At 56.2% G+C, this 19,428-nt stretch carries 16 protein-coding genes; 11 read left to right on the top strand and 5 right to left on the bottom strand.

Annotated features, from left to right (window positions below; all coding sequences use genetic code 11):
- Window positions 1-44: 44 nt before the first annotated feature.
- The 3 genes from fruA to fruB are packed head-to-tail and all read right to left on the bottom strand — an operon-like array spanning window position 45 to window position 3,815.
- Entirely contained in the window at window positions 45-1,730 is a 1,686-nt protein-coding gene (fruA, locus tag ACDO57_RS01815; protein WP_370883455.1) for a PTS fructose transporter subunit IIBC, read from the bottom strand.
- Window positions 1,731-1,746: 16 nt separating this feature from the next.
- Window positions 1,747-2,685: a 1-phosphofructokinase gene (gene fruK / locus ACDO57_RS01810; protein ID WP_008500936.1), complete on the bottom strand. Its 939-nt coding sequence runs from the start codon at window positions 2,683-2,685 to the stop codon at window positions 1,747-1,749.
- A complete protein-coding gene (gene fruB / locus ACDO57_RS01805; RefSeq protein WP_032646567.1) occupies window positions 2,685-3,815 on the bottom strand; it encodes a fused PTS fructose transporter subunit IIA/HPr protein in 1,131 nt (376 codons plus the stop codon). Before fruB ends, fruK begins: the two co-directional genes overlap by 1 nt.
- A gap of 361 nt (window positions 3,816-4,176) precedes the next feature.
- Here fruB and setB point away from each other — a divergent pair, with 361 nt between their 5' ends.
- Entirely contained in the window at window positions 4,177-5,358 is a 1,182-nt protein-coding gene (gene setB, locus ACDO57_RS01800) for a sugar efflux transporter SetB (protein WP_370883454.1), read from the top strand.
- Here the strand turns inward: setB and ACDO57_RS01795 are convergent.
- A complete protein-coding gene (locus ACDO57_RS01795) occupies window positions 5,355-5,609 on the bottom strand; it encodes a YkgJ family cysteine cluster protein (protein WP_370883453.1) in 255 nt (84 codons plus the stop codon). The genes setB and ACDO57_RS01795 overlap by 4 nt on opposite strands.
- Before the next feature lie 163 nt (window positions 5,610-5,772).
- Here ACDO57_RS01795 and yeiP point away from each other — a divergent pair, with 163 nt between their 5' ends.
- Complete coding sequence (yeiP, locus tag ACDO57_RS01790) at window positions 5,773-6,345, top strand: elongation factor P-like protein YeiP (RefSeq protein WP_008500940.1); 573 nt, start codon at window positions 5,773-5,775, stop codon at window positions 6,343-6,345.
- Between the two features lie 95 nt (window positions 6,346-6,440).
- Here the strand turns inward: yeiP and uxuA are convergent, their stop codons facing one another.
- Window positions 6,441-7,631 (bottom strand): mannonate dehydratase, encoded by a 1,191-nt coding sequence (uxuA, locus tag ACDO57_RS01785; RefSeq protein ID WP_370883452.1) that lies wholly within the window; start codon window positions 7,629-7,631, stop codon window positions 6,441-6,443.
- A gap of 205 nt (window positions 7,632-7,836) precedes the next feature.
- Between uxuA and ACDO57_RS01780 the strand changes: the two genes are divergently transcribed.
- The 9 genes from ACDO57_RS01780 (at window position 7,837) to yejF (ending at window position 19,428) form a co-directional block, all read left to right on the top strand.
- Window positions 7,837-9,303, top strand: coding sequence for a mannitol dehydrogenase family protein (locus tag ACDO57_RS01780; RefSeq protein ID WP_370883451.1), 1,467 nt, complete (start codon window positions 7,837-7,839; stop codon window positions 9,301-9,303).
- 122 nt (window positions 9,304-9,425) lie between these two features.
- A complete protein-coding gene (locus tag ACDO57_RS01775) occupies window positions 9,426-10,412 on the top strand; it encodes a GTP-binding protein (protein WP_370883450.1) in 987 nt (328 codons plus the stop codon).
- A 33-nt stretch (window positions 10,413-10,445) separates the two neighbouring features.
- Entirely contained in the window at window positions 10,446-11,147 is a 702-nt protein-coding gene (locus ACDO57_RS01770; protein ID WP_032645294.1) for a phosphatase PAP2 family protein, read from the top strand.
- Window positions 11,148-11,574: 427 nt separating this feature from the next.
- A complete protein-coding gene (gene mepS, locus ACDO57_RS01765) occupies window positions 11,575-12,144 on the top strand; it encodes a bifunctional murein DD-endopeptidase/murein LD-carboxypeptidase (protein ID WP_008500946.1) in 570 nt (189 codons plus the stop codon).
- A gap of 127 nt (window positions 12,145-12,271) precedes the next feature.
- Window positions 12,272-13,828 carry a cyclic di-GMP phosphodiesterase gene (locus ACDO57_RS01760; protein WP_024908180.1) on the top strand — a complete coding sequence of 519 codons (1,557 nt, stop codon included), beginning with the start codon at window positions 12,272-12,274 and terminating at the stop codon, window positions 13,826-13,828.
- Window positions 13,829-13,902: 74 nt separating this feature from the next.
- Window positions 13,903-15,708 (top strand): extracellular solute-binding protein, encoded by a 1,806-nt coding sequence (locus ACDO57_RS01755; RefSeq protein ID WP_148769120.1) that lies wholly within the window; start codon window positions 13,903-13,905, stop codon window positions 15,706-15,708.
- Between the two features lie 9 nt (window positions 15,709-15,717).
- Entirely contained in the window at window positions 15,718-16,812 is a 1,095-nt protein-coding gene (locus ACDO57_RS01750; RefSeq protein WP_370883449.1) for a microcin C ABC transporter permease YejB, read from the top strand.
- Window positions 16,812-17,837, top strand: coding sequence for an ABC transporter permease (locus tag ACDO57_RS01745; RefSeq protein ID WP_024908183.1), 1,026 nt, complete (start codon window positions 16,812-16,814; stop codon window positions 17,835-17,837). Before ACDO57_RS01750 ends, ACDO57_RS01745 begins: the two co-directional genes overlap by 1 nt.
- Before the next feature lies 1 nt (window position 17,838).
- Window positions 17,839-19,428, top strand: coding sequence for a microcin C ABC transporter ATP-binding protein YejF (gene yejF / locus ACDO57_RS01740; protein WP_370883448.1), 1,590 nt, complete (start codon window positions 17,839-17,841; stop codon window positions 19,426-19,428).

The raw sequence follows: 19,428 nt of genomic DNA, 5'->3' as shown, positions 1-19,428 counted from the left end.
AAGCCGGGTGCGTAATGCAACCCGGCTTTTTTGTTGTTTATCGCTTACGCTGCTTTTGCCACGACTTCCGCTTCCGGACGTTTCAGCACCGCGTAAGAGAGACCCGCCACCAGCGTACCGGCAACGATGGCCAGCAGGTAGCCCAGCACCGGCGTGATAGCGCCAGGGATCAGCAGCACGAACAGACCGCCGTGTGGTGCCATCAGCTTCGCGCCAATCGCCATGGAGATTGCCCCCGTTACCGCGCCACCCGCGATACAGCAAGGCAGTACACGCATTGGGTCACGGGCCGCGAACGGAATCGCCCCTTCGGTGATGAAGCACAGACCCAGCACCAGCGCCGCTTTGCCCCCTTCCTGCTGTGCTTTATCGAACTTACGACGGGCAATAATCGTCGCCAGGCCGAGAGCCAGAGGAGGCACCATACCGGCCGCCATGATCGCCGCCATTGGCGCGTAGGTCTGGGTACTCAGCAGGCCAACACCAAAGGCGTAAGCCGCTTTGTTCACCGGACCACCCATGTCGGTACACATCATGCCGCCGAGGATTGCACCCAGCAGAACCGCGTTCGCGGTACCCATGGTTTGCAGCCAGTGGGTCAGACCCGCCAGGATGCCCGCAACCGGCTTACCAATCAGGTAAATCATCGCCAGACCGACCACCAGGCTGGAAATCAGCGGGATGATCAGAATCGGTTTCAGCGCTTCCATACTCTGCGGCAGCTTGAGCTTCGAGCTGATGAGCTTCGCGACGTAACCGGCCAGGAAGCCCGCGATAATCCCGCCGATAAAGCCGGAACCGGTACTCACGGCCAGCATACCGCCGATAAGGCCCGGCGTCAGGCCAGGACGGTCAGCGATGGAGAAGGCAATAAAGCCCGCCAGTACCGGCACCATCAGAGCGAAGGCTGAGCCACCGCCGATCTGCATCAGCGCAGCCGCCAGCGTCCCTTGTTCTTTAAACGCGGTGATACCAAACGCGAACGAGAGAGCGATACACAGACCACCCGCCACCACCATCGGCAGCATGTAAGACACGCCGGTCAGCAGATGGCGATAGGCGCCCGCAGACTCTTTCTTACCTTCTGTCGCGGTTTGACGCGCGCCGGTTGCCTGATACGGCTTCGCTTCTACCAGCGCTTTATCAAACTCCTGCGCGGTCTTTTTCAGCGCCAGGCCGGTAGATGTACGGTACATTGGCTTACCGGCAAATTTCGCCAGGTCCACTTCGATATCCGCCGCCACGATCACCAGATCGGCCTCAGCCACTTCTTCTGGGGTGATAGCGTTGCCGGCACCTACGGAGCCGCGCGTTTCAACTTTTACCCACCAGCCGCGTTTTTTCGCTTCGGTTTCAATGGCTTCAGCCGCCATAAAGGTGTGAGCCACCCCCGTCGGGCAGGCCGTCACCGCAACAACGCGTTTTGGACCCGTGGCCGCAGCCGGTGCCGCTGCGACAGGCGCGCTGTAGACAGACGCGTGACCTTTCGCTTCGCTCAGGAACAGTTCCGGGTGTGCCACCGCGCGATTAATATCGCCCAGCCACACTTTTTTGCCGTTCAGCGCACTGTCAGCCGGGATTTTGTCGCCCAGTACAATGGCCAGTTCTGCATCGCCTGGATTATCGATAATCTCCAGATGTGCTTTTTGTGCCGCCGCGCCCAGCAAGGTCTTCGCCATATAGGCGCGAGCCTGTCCGAGACCGGAGTCAATGATCAGCAGCGTTTTCATTATTCCTCTCCTGCTGTTAGTTAAAAGGTTTTAAGTCAACGCGCGCCATCATCGCGGCTAACTGGGTACGATCGGTAATACCGACATTGCTCTGGCTGACGGCCAGGGCAGCAACGGCAGTGGCAAGACGTAAAGTATGTTCACTGGATTCACGCATCAGCAGACCATAAATCAGGCCGCCAACCATGGAATCCCCTGCGCCAACGGTACTCACAACTTCCATTGACGGCGGTTTGGCGATCCATTCGCCAGACGCGTTAACCCACAACGCGCCTTCTGCACCAAGCGAGATCACCACGTGAGCGATACCCTGCTCGCGCAGCGCATGGGCAGCGTCAATTACATCTTTTAATTCTGGCAGCTTACGACCCGCCCAGATCTCCAGCTCGCGGCGATTCGGCTTCACCAGCCACGGCGAGGCTTTCAGGCCCGCAACCAGCGCATCGCGGCTGCTGTCAAAAATGATGCACGGGCACTGGCTGCGCAGGCGCGTCATCCAGTCGGTAAACGCTTCCGGGCTCACGCCGGACGGCAGGCTGCCGCTGACGCAGACCATGTCAAACTGACCGAGCCAGGTCAGAGAATCGTTCACAAAACGCTCCCAGTCTGACGGCGTCACTTCGAAGCCAGAGAAGTTCAGGTCAGTCACTTCACCGTCTTTCTCCGTCAGCTTAACGTTGATACGGGTACGGCCCTGAACAACCTGAAAACGGTTGGCAATGCCCAGCTCGCTGAACAGCTGCTGGAAACCATCCTGGTTATCTTTACCGAGGAATCCACCTACGGTGACGTCGATACCGAGATCCTTGAGCACTTTCGCGACGTTAATCCCTTTACCCGCAGCATGCAGGCCAGTGGTACGCACGAGGTTGACTTCGCCGCGCTCAATTTCCGGGCAAAATCCTACCAGGTCATAAGCCGGGTTCAGCGTAATAGTCGCAACACGTCTGCTCATTATGCGCCCTCCCCCAGACCCGCCGCGATGGCGTCGCCAATCGCTTTCAGCGCCTGTTCAGCATCAGCACCCTGTGCGGTGAAACGCAGACGGTGCCCTTTCTTCACGCCCAGCGCGACAACTTTCATCAGACTACGGCCGTTGGCCGGTTTGCCCGTGCCATCAAGATTCGCCACGGTGATCTCACTCTCGAATTGTTTAATGGTATTCACCAGCATGGTGCCCGGACGGGCATGCAGGCCGTGCTCGTTACGTACCACGAACTCAGCGGTCTGCACGTCTTCAGTCGGCGCATCATCACTGGTCAGCAGCGCCAGCACGGTGGAGGCATCAGCGTTCAGCAGTTTTTCAGCTTTGTTGTTCAGCAGCAGATCGCCCAGACGCTTCAGCACGGAAACCGGCTGTTCATCGTTCATCGCCACGGTCACCAGCATGGCTGCAGGCTCGCCTTCTACGTCAAACGCATTGGCCGCGCGGCTCACGGCGATAGCGCTGCGCAGGTTGCCTTCAGCACTGTCGTTCAGCCAGATACCCTGACCAAGGTTCAACGGCTTATCGTTAATCACGCGCGTCACAAACGTGGCATCCGCCGCGCCGGCTTCTTTCAGACGGCCCGCGTTCAGCGCCTGCAGCGTCACCAGATCGGAGGCAACCACATCCAGCGTCAGCGTTTCATTATCCAGTTTCAGCGCTTCGCTCTGTTTTTCGCCCATCAGCAACGCACGCAGCTCTTCAGCTGTGGTTGCGGACTTAAGCTGTTCAGCCACATCGTCATCGCTCAGGACATGCGTCAGCTGACGCAGCAGGCCTAGGTGTTCGTCGCTGCTGGCCGCGATACCGATAGCCACATAGGCCACCTGACCGTCGCCCCAGAGCACGCCCTGCGGGAACTGATAAACCTTAACGCCGGTTTTCAACACCTGATCGCGGGTATCGGTGGTGCCGTGCGGAATGGCAATGCCATTGCCGAGGAAGGTTGAGGTCTGCTGCTCGCGCGCCAGCATGCCGTTGACATAGCCGTCCGCGACGTTACCCGCCTGCACGAGCGCAGCGGCAACCTGGCGAATAGCCTCTTCTTTATCCCCGGCCTGAGCGCCCGGGTGGATATCCTGAACAGATAACTGGAACATGGTTCTCCACTCCTGCTGAACTTGAATCGTTTCAGCTTTAATGAGAAAAAATGCGCTAGCCTGCTCCGTTTGTTAAAACAAGATAGCGCTGAAACGTTTCAAAAAGTCTTGCGCTTTCTGCAATGTCTTGCAAGTAAACTCGTATTTCCGATCTCAGAATTTAGAGATACAGCACATTTCTTCTTCGTTCAGCTGAATTTTGCTGAAGTTCAGCAAGCCAGTTTCAGCTAAGGTCAGCCGGGTGAGAGGTAAGTTGAAATGCCATTTTGATTTTTCGTGGCATCATTGACCGCACCCACTGTTTATTTTTTAGTTGACGGCGTAAACTCCGCCCCTCTCTGCTACTCGCTAATTATAAAACATGCATAACACCCCTGCGGCGGTCTCGCCGAAGCCCTTTGATTTGACCTCTGCGGCATTCCTCGTTGTTGCCTTCTTCACGGGCATTGCCGGTGCGTTACAGACGCCGACATTGAGCTTATTCCTCACAAATGAGGTTCACGTCCGTCCGGCGATGGTAGGCTTCTTTTTTACCGGAAGCGCCATCATCGGCATCCTGGTCAGTCAGTTTCTGGCGGGGCGATCCGACAGAAAAGGCGATCGTAAAAGCCTGATCGTTTTCTGCTGTCTGCTGGGGGTCATGGCCTGCGTTCTGTTTGCCTGGAACCGCAACTATTTCATTCTGCTCTTCGTCGGGGTATTTCTGAGCAGCTTTGGCTCGACGGCAAACCCGCAGCTGTTCGCCCTTGCCCGCGAACACGCCGACCATACCGGCCGTGAAGCGGTGATGTTCAGCTCTGTCCTGCGTGCGCAGGTATCGCTGGCATGGGTGATTGGTCCGCCGCTGGCCTACGCGCTGGCGATGGGTTTTGGCTTTACGGTGATGTACCTGAGTGCGGCCGTTGCGTTTGTGGCATGCGGCGCGCTGGTGTGGTTCTTCCTGCCGTCCATGCGCAAAGAGCCCAAAGTGGCAACGGGCGTGCTGGAAGCGCCGCGCCGTAACCGCCGCGATGCCCTGCTCCTGTTTGTTATCTGCACGCTGATGTGGGGCACCAACAGCCTGTATATCATCAATATGCCGCTGTTTATTATTAATGAACTGCACCTGTCGGAGAAACTGGCGGGCATCATGATGGGCACCGCGGCCGGGCTTGAGATCCCGACGATGCTCATCGCGGGCTATTACGCTAAGCGCTTCGGAAAGCGGTTTTTAATGCGCATCGCCGCTGTCGCCGGTCTGCTGTTTTATATCGGTATGCTGACGGTACATACGCCAGGGCTGTTGCTGGCGTTACAGCTGCTGAACGCCATCTATATTGGCATTCTCGCCGGGATAGGCATGCTCTATTTCCAGGATCTGATGCCGGGTCAGGCAGGCTCAGCCACCACCCTTTATACTAATACCACCCGCGTGGGCTGGATTATCGCGGGCTCAATGGCCGGTGTCGTGGCCGAAATCTGGAACTATCACACGGTGTTCTGGATTGCGCTGGTGATGTGTACGCTGACGATGGGCTGCCTGGCGAGAATTAAAGACGTTTAAGGCGCGGTGAGCGTTTCAAGTTCAAGAAGGTACGTCATCGCCTGCTCTCGCGTGCTGCCGCACATTTCGGCAGCGGGCTGAAGCCCGGAGCAGACTTTCGGGCGCAACGGTGAGCCAAAGAGCATGCACAGGTTCGTTTCCGAGAGCTGAACGCAGCGGGTATTGGCAGGCTTGCCCTCGGGCATTCCTGGAATGGGGCTTGAAATGGACGGTGCAGTACAGCACGCGCCACAATCGGGACGGCAATCCATAAATGCTCTCTTTCGCTGACGATCGCCCGCGAGTCGGGCATCGCGCGCACAGTAACACCTTTTGCGTATTGATAGCAAAAGCCACGAATTCCTCTTGCCTGAAAGGCCGCGCGCGAGTAATTTGGCGCGATATTTTTTACCTCCCGTAAACAGGATTACTGCAATGCCAAGAGCGAACGAAATTAAGAAAGGTATGGTGCTGAATTACAACGGCAAACTGCTGATTGTGAAAGATATCGACATTCAGGCCCCGAGCGCCCGTGGTGCAGCAACGCTGTACAAAATGCGTTTCGCCGATGTGCGTACCGGCCTGAAAGTGGAAGAGCGCTTTAAAGGTGACGATATCGTCGATACCGTGACCCTGACCCGTCGCTATGTTGATTTCTCCTACATCGACGGCAACGAATACGTGTTCATGGATAAAGAAGATTACACCCCGTACATCTTCACCAAAGATCAGATTGAAGAAGAGCTGCTGTTTATCCCTGAAGGCGGCATGCCTGACATGCAGGTTCTGACCTGGGACGGCGTGCTGCTGGCGCTGGAACTGCCTCAGACCGTCGATCTGGAAATCGTTGAAACGGCGCCTGGCATCAAAGGCGCATCCGCCAGTGCCCGCAACAAACCGGCTACCCTGACGACCGGCCTGGTTGTGCAGGTACCGGAATACCTCTCCGCTGGCGAGAAAATCCGCATCCATATCGAAGAAAAACGCTATATGGGTCGCGCTGACTGATTGCGGCGTTTGTCGGGTGGCGGCTTCGCCTTACCCGACCTACAAAAACACAAAAACCGGCTCTCAGGCCGGTTTTTTTATTGTAGCAATTCAGGCTACAGAAGCTCCGGATACTTCGTCATCTTCAGCGCCAGCTCAACGCCGCGCACTTCCGCCATGCCTTTAAGACGGCCAATCGCCGAATAGCCCGGGTTGGTTTTCTTACGCAGATCGTCCAGCATCTGGTGACCGTGGTCAGGGCGGAACGGAATAGGACGCACATCGCCCGCCTGCTTACGACGCGCCTCTTCCGCCAGAATGGCGTCTACCACCGCCACCATATTCACATCGCCGCCCAGGTGCGCCGCCTCGTGGAAGGTTTTTGGATTCTCTTCGCGGCAGGTCGCGCGCAGATGCGTGAAGTGGATACGATCGCCGAAGGCTTCAATCATCCGCACCAGGTCGTTATCCGCACGCACGCCGTAGGAGCCGGTACACATGGTAAAACCGTTGTAAATGCTGTTTACCGTCTCTTTCAGCCACTGCATATCTTCAATCGTGGACACGATACGCGGCAGGCCGAGGATTGGACGCGGTGGATCGTCCGGATGTACGGCCAGGCGAACCCCTACTTCTTCCGCAACCGGCACGATAGCGCGCAGGAAATACGCCATGTTTTCACGCAGCTGCTGCTTATCAATATCACCGTATTCCGCCAGACGCGCGCGGAACTGATCCAGCGTATACCCCTCTTCGGCCCCAGGCAGGCCCGCAATAATATTACGGGTCAACTTTTCGATGTCCGCGTCACTGGCAGCGTTAAACCACGCGCGCGCCTGCTGCTGCTCTTCCGCGGTGTAATCCGCTTCGGCGCCAGGGCGTTTCAGAATGTGCAGTTCGAATGCCGCAAAGGCAATCTGATCGAAACGCAGCGCTTTCGAGCCGTCCGGCATCTGATATTCAAGGTCGGTTCGCGTCCAGTCGAGGATAGGCATGAAGTTATAGCAGACCGTATCAATGCCGCAGGTCGCCAGGTTGCGAATGCTCTGCTGATAGTTAGCAATCCAGGTCTGGTATTCCCCTGAATGGGTTTTAATGTCTTCATGAACCGGGATGCTTTCCACCACAGACCAGGTTAACCCCTTCTCCGCCAGCAGCGCCTGACGCTGTTGAATTTCCTCTATCGGCCAGACCTGACCGTTTGGAATATGATGCAGCGCCGTGACGACACCCGTTGCGCCAGCCTGGCGCACATCATCAAGAGAAACCGGATCGTTCGGCCCGTACCAACGCCAGGTTTGTTCCATTGCCTCACCCTCTTAAGTTGTTATACCAATATGCGTTACTGCAATGACGACTACCATACATGTTTGCTGCTAAGGGTCAACATACCGCCACACATTGATTGATCAAACTCACAGAATGGGGATATTTACGGCTCACCAATTTTATTTGCTGTCATATAACTTTACACTGGCATTGTTAATTAATGGTTAATCAGGTGTGTACCTCATGAAGACAATTGCCTCCACCGCCCTTCCTGCCCGGGTGCAGCAACCGCGCTACGATCGCACGCAATTACGCTCCCGCATCGTCCACTTTGGCTTTGGCGCGTTTCACCGTGCGCACCAGGCATTGTTAACAAATCGGGTGCTGAATGAAAAAGGCGGCGACTGGGGAATTTGTGAGATTAGCCTCTTCAGCGGCGACGTGCTGATGAGCCAGCTGCGCGCGCAGGATCACCTGTTCACCGTGCTGGAGAAAGGTGCAGAAGGCAATGAGGCGATTATCGTCGGTGCCGTCCATGAATGCCTGAACGCAAAGCTGGACTCTCTGCCCGCCATTATTGAGAAATTTTGTGAGCCTCAGGTCGCGATTGTATCGCTCACCATCACGGAAAAAGGCTACTGCATCGATCCCGCGACCGGGAAACTCGATCTACATAACGCGCGCATCATCCATGACCTTGAAAACCCCGCTGAGCCACATTCCGCCCCCGGGATCCTGGTCGAAGCGCTCCACCGCCGCCGCGAGCGCGGCTTGCCAGCGTTTACCGTGCTCTCGTGTGACAATATCCCTGATAACGGGCACGTGGTGAAAAACGCGGTGCTGGGCATGGCGCAAAAGCGTTCCGCGGAATTGTGTGAATGGATTGATAGCCACGTGAGCTTCCCGGGGACGATGGTCGACAGAATTGTTCCCGCCGCGACGGAAGCCTCACTGGCAGAAATCACCGACGTGCTGGGCGTTGAAGATCCGTGCGCCATAAGCTGTGAACCATTTATTCAGTGGGTGGTGGAAGATAATTTTGTCACCGGACGTCCCGAGTGGGAAGTCGCGGGTGTCCAGATGGTGCAGGATGTTCTGCCGTGGGAGCAGATGAAATTGCGCATGCTCAACGGCAGCCACTCTTTCCTGGCGTATCTGGGGTACCTCGCCGGCTACGCCCATATAAATGAATGCATGGAGGACGCGGCGTTCCGTGAAGCCGCCCGTCGGCTCATGCTGGACGAGCAGGCCCCAACATTACGCATTAAGGATGTCGACCTCACCGCCTACGCCGATAGCCTGCTGGAGCGCTTTGCCAACCCGGCCCTCCAGCATCGGACCTGGCAAATCGCGATGGACGGTAGCCAGAAACTTCCGCAAAGAATGCTGGACGGGATCCGCGTTCACCTTGAGCGAAAAACACCGTGGTCACTGCTGGCCCTGGGCGTGGCCGGCTGGATACGCTACGTCAGCGGCACCGACGAGCGCGGAAACGCGATTGACGTGCGCGATCCCCTTAGCGATAAAATCCGCAAGATTGTTAACGCCAGCAGCGACGCTGACCGCGTCAACGCGCTGCTGGGGCTGAGCGAGGTCTTTGGTCACGATCTCGCGCAAAACAGCGTGTTTGTGAAGGCTGTCAGCCAGGCATACCAGCGCATTACCCGCCACGGCGCGCGTCAGGCTGTTATCGAAACGTTAAATCTTTAACGATTATTGCGTTTAATGCGAACGGATGAGGTCTCCGTTCGCCCTTCCCCTTCTCACAGGGCACATTTTTCGCCAGGATAGAGAATAGTGTTATAGCATCACCATTCTCATCCGGAGCGCACGTGACCAAAACCAACCTCATCACCGGTTTTCTCGGCAGCGGTAAAACCACCTCAATTCTCCATCTGCTGGCAAATAAAGATCCAGCCGAGAAATGGGCCGTGCTGGTCAATGAATTTGGCGAGGTGGGCATTGACGGTGCGTTGCTGTCATCCAGCGGCGCAATGATTAAAGAGATCCCCGGCGGGTGCATGTGCTGCGTCAATGGCCTGCCGATGCAGGTCGGGCTCAATACCCTGCTGCGTCAGGGCAAACCTGACCGCCTGCTGATTGAACCCACCGGGCTGGGTCACCCGAAGCAGATCCTCGATTTACTGACTGCCCCGGTTTACGAGCCGTGGATCGATCTGCGCGCCACCCTGTGCCTGCTCGATCCGCGTCAGCTTCTGGATGACAAGTCGCTGGCCAATGAGAACTTCCGCGATCAGCTCGCCTCGGCTGACGTTATTGTCGCGAATAAAGCCGATCGCGCCACGGCTGAAAGCCAGGCCGCGCTGGAGTCGTGGTGGCAGCATTTCGGCGGCAATCACACACGGGTGCAGGCCACCCAGGGAAATATTGATAGCGCCCTGCTTGACCTTCCACGTCTGAACCTCACCGCGTTGCCCGCCAGCGCGGAGCATGCGCACAGTCATCCGGTTAAGCAGGGTCTGGCAGCCCTGAGTCTGCCGGAGCACCAGCGCTGGCGCCGTAACCTGAACAGCGGTCAGGGATATCAGGCCTGCGGGTGGATTTTTGATGCTGAAACCGTTTTCCACACCATCGGGATCCTCGAGTGGGCCCGACTTGCGCCCGTCGATCGCGTGAAAGGGATCATGCGCACGCCAGACGGGCTGGTGCGAATCAACCGTCAGGGCGACGATTTCTTTATTGAAACGCAAAATGTGGCGCCGCCTGACAGCCGTATAGAGTTAATTAGTGCGGTTAACGCCGACTGGAATGCCCTCCAGTCCAGCCTGTTGAGGATTCGTTTAAGTTCAGGCGGCTAACGTTGCCCCTGTTTTCACACTATACAGAACGTTATGACAACTCGATTTCCCCTGATATTACTGCTTAATGTCGCCGGTCTGGCGCTTTTCTTCTCCTGGTATATCCCGGCGGATCATGGTTTCTGGTTCCCGCTGGATTCTGCCATTTTCCACTTCTTCAACCAGGAGCTGGTGAAGAGCAACGCGTTCCTGTGGCTGGTAGCAATTACCAACAACCGCGCCTTCGACGGCTTCTCGCTGCTGGCGATGGGCTGCCTGATGCTCTCTTTCTGGCTGAAAGAGGACAAAGCCGGGCGTCGGCGTATTCTGATTATCGGTCTGGTGATGCTGCTATTTGCCGTCGTCATTAACCAGCTGGCCACCGCGATTATTCCGGTTAAGCGCTCCAGCCCAACGCTATTTTTCACCGATATTTATCGCGTGAGTGAACTGCTGCATATTCCAACAAAAGATGCGTCGAAGGACAGTTTCCCCGGCGATCACGGCATGATGCTGCTTATTTTTTCCGCAATTATGCTTCGCTATTTCGGCAGAAAAGCGTTTGCCATAGCCCTGATTATTTTTGTGGTTTTTGCCTTCCCGCGCGTAATGATTGGCGCTCACTGGTTCACCGATATTGCCGTCGGTTCGCTCTCCGTTGCGCTGATTGCGCTGCCGTGGTGTTTGATGACCCCACTGAGCGACAGGATAATAGCGCTGTTCGATCGTTACCTTCCCGGTAAAACGCAACAATAATTGAACAAATAACTAACCTAAATTAACGTGAGCTATCAGGGATCGACATGATCCCTGATAGCCTTCCCGCCACGATCTTTTCCCAGTGTCATATTCTTGTCATCACATTCATGATAAAAATGAAGCAATTGCGCGATAAAGCCTCGGTTCTGACCGCATTTTAAGCAATTACGGATTTTTACTTTCTGTATCACATTTTCTTATAAAAAAAAGGCTTTTTTTACTCGCAATACCCCTGGCAATCGGTTAATCTCGAACTCGTTTTGCCCCATAGGGATAATTATTTCGATGGTGAATAATTTTGTGCGCTATGCCACAAATGTGACCAGAAAGAATTGTCTCAATGTGAACAGATAATTAGTCTCGTCACGTTTGGCATTTTTATAACGATATTTGTCGTTAAGGACTTCAAGGGATAATAAACAAAATGGTCAAATCTCAACCGTTTCTGAGATATATCTTACGGGGGATCCCGGCGATAGCAGTCGCGGTACTGTTATCTGCATGTAGTACATCGAACACCGCAAAGAATATGCATCCTGAGACGCGTGTTGTGGGAATGGAAGATTCCTCGTCACTGCAAGCCTCTCAGGATGAATTTGAAAATATGGTACGTAATCTGGACGTGAAGTCCCGCATTATGGACCAGTATGCTGACTGGAAAGGCGTGCGCTATCGTCTTGGCGGCAGCACAAAAACAGGTATTGATTGTTCCGGTTTTGTACAGCGTACGTTCCGTGAGCAATTTGGGTTAGATCTTCCGCGTTCAACCTATGAACAGCAGGAGATGGGCAAGTCGATTTCACGTACCAAACTGCGCACCGGTGATTTAGTCCTGTTCCGTGCCGGTTCTACAGGTCGACATGTTGGCATCTACATTGGTAACGACCAGTTCGTACATGCCTCCACCAGCAGCGGTGTGACCATTTCCAGCATGAATGAACCGTACTGGAAGAAGCGCTACAACGAAGCACGCCGCGTACTGACCCGCAGTTAATATGACTATTGTATCGTTGGTTATCCCTTGGCTGATGATATAATGAAAAAAAGCACTGCTTCGGCAGTGTTTTTTTTTGCCCATTACACTGAATACATCCAGCGGCATTTCAGGAATCACGACGTCTATGCTCACCCGCTACTTCTCCAGTAATCGTAAGATACTGATCCTCAGTATTATCACGGGTCTCATCACCGCCCTGCTCCTGGGTTCCCTGCAATTTTCCTGGAGTTACCACAAGCGGGAAGTCAAATTCGACACTCTGGTGAATGATGTAAGCGCCTATATGGGGAGCTATTTCGACGATTTAAAAAAAGCGGTCAATGTTCTCCAGCCCCTCACGCTGAACACGTGCCACGACGTTAATCAGGAACTCACCTCTCGCGCAGCCTTCAGCATTAACGTTCGCGCCTTCCTGCTGGTCAGGGACAAAATGGCGTTCTGCTCTTCCGCCACAGGCCCGATGAATGTCCCGATGGAAACGCTGATACCTGAGCTGAATATCGATAAACCGATCGATATGGCGCTGCTCCCGGGTACCCCCATGCTGCCTGATGAACCTGCAATTGCGATCTGGTACCGCAACCCATTAGTAAAGGGCGGCGGTGTGTTCACTTCAGTGAATATTAATCTGACGCCTTACCTGCTCTACACGGAGCGCCAGGACGAGTTCGCGGGTATAGCCATCATCATCGGCGATAACGCATTGTCGACCCAGTCCAGTACCCTGGTTCATGCGCACGAATTACATGACATCCCGGTCCGCACGGCGACGCTGAAAGACGTCCCCCTGACCATCAACCTGTATGCGGACGCATGGACCAGCGATGAAATTCTCTACGCCGTGTTCTTCGGGCTGGTATGCGGCATTTGTGCCGGATCGCTCAACTACTACATCCTCAGCATTCGGCTCAACCCGGGTAAAGAGATTTTAAGCGCCATTAAGCGCGGCCAGTTTTACGTGGTCTATCAGCCCGTCGTTGATGCCAAATCGCTCAAAATGACCGGGCTTGAAGTTCTGATGCGCTGGAAGCACCCGACAATGGGGGAAATTCCGCCTGACGCGTTTATCAATTTTGCCGAAGCGCAGAAGCTGATCGTGCCGCTGACGCTGCATCTCTTTGACCTTATCATTCACGATGCACCCGTGTTACAAACGCTGTTACCCCCGGGTGCCAAGGTGGGCATTAACATTGCGCCGGGGCATCTGCATGCGGAAAGCTTCAAGGACGATATGCGCACCTTCAAAGCGCTACTGCCGCCGGATTATTTCCAGATCGTGCTGGAAATTACCGAACGCGACATGCTGAATCATCGGGAAGCCAACAGCCTCTTCGAATGGCTGCATAACGAAGGGTTTGAAATCGCCATTGATGATTTTGGAACCGGCCACAGCGCGCTGATTTATCTTGAGCATTTCACCATGGACTACCTCAAAATAGACCGTGGTTTTGTTAATGCGATCGGTACTGAGACCGTGACGTCGCCGGTGCTGGATGCCGTTCTGACGCTGGCAAGACGACTGAATATGTCGACCGTCGCCGAAGGGGTAGAGACGCCGGAACAGGCGGCCTGGCTGCGCGAACATGGCGTTAACTTCCTGCAGGGATACTGGATTAGCCGTCCGATGCCGCTGGCGCAGTTCCGCGAATGGCGTCCTGATATTTCGCCCGAGGGCGATTAATTTCACATTGTCCGCGACGTCACTTATTATTCAGCTTAACCGAGCCGGTCTGTAAAAGAGGGAGCCGCCGCGAGATGCTTATGCGCTTTATGTTGCTGATGTTGGCATTCACCAGCCTGTCCAGCCAGGCGCAAGCCATCAAAGAAAATATCGCCTTCGCGGTAATTGGCGAGCCAAAATACGCAGTCAATTTTACGCACTTCGATTACGTCAACCCTGCCGCGCCGAAGGGCGGTAAGGTGACGCTTTCCGCCACGGGAACCTTCGACAACTTCAACCGCTTCGCCCTGCGCGGCGTGGCGGCAGCGCGGACGGAATCGCTTTACGATACGCTCTTTGTCACCTCTGACGATGAACCCGGCAGCTACTATCCGCTGATTGCCGAGAACGTGCGTTACGCCGATAACTTCGCCTGGGCGGAAATCTCGCTGAACCCGCGGGCACGTTTTCACGATGGCACACCGGTTAAAGCCAGCGACGTTGCGTTCACCTTCCATAAATTCATGACCGAAGGCGTGCCCCAGTTCCGCATCGTATATAAGGGCGCGTCCGTCAGAGCCATTGCGCCGCTCACCGTGCGCATCGAGCTGAGCGAACCCAACAAAGAGAACATGCTGAGCCTCTTCTCGCTGCCGGTAATGCCTGAATCGTTCTGGAAAAGTCATAAGCTGAGCGATCCCCTTTCGACTCCCCCACTGGCTGGCGGCCCTTACCGCATTACCGACTGGCGCATGGGGCAATATGTCGTCTATTCCCGCGTCAAAGACTACTGGGCGGCCAATCTACCGGTAAACCGCGGACGCTGGAACTTCGACACCCTTCGCTATGATTACTACCTCGACGATAACGTGGCATTTGAAGCGTTCAAAGCCGGGGCCTTCGATTTGCGCGTCGAGAGCAGCGCCAAAAACTGGGCGACCCGCTATATCGGCAAAAACTTCGCAAAAGGCTATATCGTCAAAGACGAGCACAAAAATGAGTCTGCCCAGGACACCCGCTGGCTGGCGTTTAATATTCAGCGTCCGGTATTTAATGACCGCCGGGTGCGGGAAGCCATCTCCCTGGCCTTTGATTTTGAGTGGATGAACAAAGCGCTGTTTTACGGTGCCTACAGTCGCGCCAACAGCTATTTTCAGAATACCGAGTACGCCGCGCGCGATTACCCGAAAGCCGACGAGCTGGTCCTGCTGGCGCCGCTAAAAGCGGAGGTTCCGCCACAGGTGTTCACCACTGTGTTTCAGCCGCCCGCATCGAAGGGTGACGGCTACGACCGTGACAACCTGCTGAAGGCCAGCAAGCTGCTGGATGACGCGGGCTGGCACCTGAAAAATCAAAAGCGTGTGGATGCCAAAACGGGTAAGCCGCTCAGCTTTGAGCTGCTGCTCTCGTCCGGAGGCAACGATCAGTGGGTGTTGCCGTTTAAGCACAATCTTGAGCGGCTGGGCGTGACCATGAACATTCGCCAGGTGGATAACGCGCAGATCACCAGCCGCATGCGCAGCCGTGATTACGACATGATGCAGCGCCTGTGGCCCGCCCAGCCGTGGCCCAGCTCGGACCTGCAAATCTCCTGGGCCTCCAGCTACATCGACTCCTCGTACAACGCGCCGGGGGTAAAAAGCCCGGCGATTGACGCGCTGATTGCGAAAATCGTGGCGGCGCAGGGGGATAAAGAAAAGCTCCTGCCGCTCGGGCGCGCCCTCGACAGGGTCTTAACCTGGAACTACTACATGCTGCCGATGTGGTATATGGGCGAAGATCGCCTTGCGCGCTGGGATAAGTTCTCCGTGCCTGCCGTGCGCCCTGTCTACTCCCTGGGCTTTGATACCTGGTGGTATGACGTTAACAAAGCCGCCAGACTTCCCGCTGAGCGGCGATAAGGAATTATCATGGGTGCCTATCTTCTCCGCCGTCTGCTGCTGGTCATCCCCACCCTGTGGGCCATCATCACGATTAACTTTTTTATCGTGCAAATCGCCCCCGGTGGGCCGGTCGATCAGGCCATTGCCGCCATTGAATTTGGCAACAGCGGCGGCATGCCCGGCGGCGGCGGTGAAGGGATGGGCACCAGCCATGCGCGAACCGGCGTAGGGAATATCAGTGAAAGCCACTACCGCGGCGGACGCGGGCTGGATCCGGAAGTGATCGCCGAGATCACCCACCGCTACGGCTTTGACAAACCGATTCACGAGCGCTATTTCAAAATGCTCTGGGATTACATCCGCTTTGATTTTGGCGATAGCCTGTTTCGCAGTGCGTCAGTGCTGACGCTGATCAAGCAAAGCCTGCCGGTTTCGATCACGCTGGGGCTGTGGGGAACGCTGATTATCTATCTGGTCTCTATACCGCTCGGGATCCGCAAAGCGGTGTACAACGGCAGCCGGTTCGATATCTGGAGCAGCACGTTCATTATCATCGGCTATGCCATCCCGGCGTTTCTGTTTGCCGTCCTGCTGATCGTCTTTTTTGCCGGGGGAAGCTATTTCGACCTCTTCCCGCTGCGAGGGCTCGTCTCCGCCGATTTCAGTTCCCTGCCCTGGTACCAGAAAATCACCGACTACCTCTGGCATATCACGCTGCCGGTGCTGGCAACGGTCATCGGCGGGTTTGCGGCCCTGACCATGTTGACCAAAAACGCCTTTCTCGATGAAATTCGTAAACAGTACGTCGTCACGGCCCGCGCCAAGGGCGTGAGCGAGAAGCAGATCATGTGGAAACACGTGTTTCGCAACGCCATGCTGCTGGTGATCGCCGGATTTCCGGCCACGTTCATCGGCATGTTTTTTACCGGCTCGCTGCTGATAGAGGTGATGTTCTCGCTCAACGGCCTGGGGCTGCTGGGCTATGAGGCTACCGTGTCGCGCGATTATCCGGTGATGTTTGGCACACTCTATATTTTCACCCTGATTGGCCTGCTGCTGAATATCATCAGTGATATCAGCTATACGCTGGTCGATCCCCGAATCGATTTTGAGGGCCGCTGATGCCGCGTTTAAGCCCCGTCAACCAGGCCCGCTGGGCCCGTTTTCGCCACAACCGCCGCGGCTACTGGTCGCTGTGGATTTTTGCCGTGCTGTTTGCCTTAAGCATGTGTTCGGAGCTGATCGCCAACGACAAACCGCTGCTGGTGCATTTTAACGACCGCTGGTACGTGCCGGTTATCGCCAGCTACACCGAAAGCGACTTTGGCGGCCCGTTTGCGACCCCGGCTGAATATCAGGATCCGTGGCTTCGCGATCAAATCGACAGGCACGGCTGGGCGCTCTGGGCACCGGTGCGCTTTGGCGCAAACAGCATTAACTTCGCCACCACGACCCCCTTCCCTTCCCCGCCCTCCGCGCAAAACTGGCTGGGAACCGATGCGAACGGCGGCGACGTGCTGGCCCGCATCCTGTACGGCACGCGAATCTCGCTTCTCTTTGGGCTGATGCTGACGATCTTCTCAAGCGTAATGGGCGTCGTGGCGGGCGCCGTTCAGGGCTACTACGGCGGGAAAATTGACCTGTGGGGCCAGCGGATTATTGAAGTCTGGTCAGGCATGCCGACGCTGTTTCTGATCATCCTGCTTTCCAGCGTCGTTCAGCCCAACTTCTGGTGGCTATTAGGCATCACCGTCCTGTTCGGCTGGATGGCGCTGGTCGGTGTGGTAAGGGCCGAGTTTCTGCGCACCCGAAATTTCGACTATATTCGCGCCGCGCAGGCGCTTGGCGTGAGTGACCGCGGGATCATCTTCCGCCATATGCTGCCCAACGCGGTGGTAGCAACGCTCACCTTCCTGCCGTTTATTCTGTGCAGCTCCATCACCACCCTCACTTCGCTGGATTTTCTTGGTTTCGGGCTACCGCTGGGTTCCCCGTCGCTCGGCGAACTGCTGCTGCAGGGCAAAAACAACCTGCAGGCACCGTGGTTAGGCATAGCCGCCTTTCTGTCCGTGGCCGTGCTGCTGTCGCTGCTGATTTTTATTGGCGAAGCCGTGCGCGATGCCTTCGATCCGAACAAGGCGGTATAAAATGACCCAGCCTCTTCTGAGTATTGACAACCTGTCGATTGCTTTTTCAACGCAGGGCGAGACGCGCACCGTGGTCACCGACCTGTCGCTGCAGATCCAGCCCGGTGAAACGCTGGCCCTGGTGGGTGAATCGGGTTCAGGCAAGAGCGTTTCGGCGCTCTCCATCCTGCGGCTGCTGCCCTCTCCGCCGGTGAGCTATCCGCAAGGGGATATTCTCTTTCACGGCAGCTCGCTGCTGCACGCCGACGAACAGACCCTGCGCGGCATTCGCGGCAACAAAATCGCCATGATCTTCCAGGAGCCGATGGTTTCCCTCAACCCGCTGCACAGCCTGGAGAAACAGCTCTATGAAGTGCTCTCCCTGCACCGGGGGATGCGCAAAGAGGCCGCACGGGGAGAAATTCTGGACTGTCTGGAGCGAACAGGCATACGCAACGCGGCCAAACGGCTGAATGATTTTCCGCACCAGCTCTCCGGCGGCGAACGCCAGCGCGTGATGATCGCCATGGCCCTGCTCACGCGCCCCGAACTGTTGATTGCCGACGAGCCCACAACGGCGCTGGACGTAACGGTACAGGCGCAAATACTGACGCTGCTGCGGGAACTGCGTGACGAGCTGAACATGAGCCTGCTGTTTATTACGCATAACCTGAGCATTGTGAGAAAGCTGGCCGACAGCGTCGCGGTGATGCAAAACGGACGCTGTGTTGAACAGAATACCGCGTCAACGCTGCTGAGCGCGCCGCAGCACCCCTATACGCAGCGCCTGCTTGACAGCGAACCCTCCGGCGACCCGGTTCCTCTCACGGCTGACAGCACACCGCTGCTGCGCGTTGAGGATCTGTCCGTCTCGTTCCCGATCCGCAAAGGTATTCTGCGGCGCATTGTCGATCGGAACCCGGTATTGAAAAACATCCGCTTCTCGCTGAGCCCGGGAGAATCCCTGGGGCTGGTGGGCGAATCCGGCTCGGGTAAAAGCACCACCGGTCTGGCGCTGCTGCGCCTGATCGCCTCCCAGGGCGAGATCCTCTTTGACGATATGCCGCTGCACCGCTGGAACCGCCGTCAGATGCTGCCCGTGCGGCCCCGCATGCAGGTGGTGTTTCAGGATCCTAACTCCTCGCTTAACCCGCGGCTCAGCGTGTTACAGATTATCGAAGAGGGTCTGCGCGTGCATCAGCCCGGCCTGAGCGCTCAGCAGCGCGAGCAGGAGGTCATTCGGGTCATGGCCGAAGTGGGTCTAGATCCCGAGACGCGCCACCGCTACCCTGCGGAATTTTCCGGTGGGCAGCGCCAGCGTATCGCCATTGCCCGCGCGCTGATCCTGAAACCGGAGCTGATTATTCTGGATGAACCGACGTCGTCGCTGGACAGAACCGTTCAGGCGCAGATCCTGGCCCTGCTGAAAGGGCTTCAGGAAAAGCACCGGCTGGCCTATATCTTTATCAGCCACGATCTACAGGTGGTGCGGGCGCTATGTCATCAGGTGATAGTGTTGCGACAGGGAGAAGTGGTCGAGCAGGGTGAGTGCCAGCGCGTATTTAGCGCGCCAACGCAGCGCTACACGCGCCAGCTGTTGTCGGCAGACTAG

It is taken from the genome of Enterobacter cloacae complex sp. 2015409 (assembly GCF_041365315.1).
GTDB classification, from domain to species: Bacteria; Pseudomonadota; Gammaproteobacteria; order Enterobacterales; family Enterobacteriaceae; genus Enterobacter; species Enterobacter pseudoroggenkampii.
The sequence above is the reverse complement of the archived record's forward strand: the minus strand, read 5'-3'. Positions and strand labels throughout refer to the sequence as shown.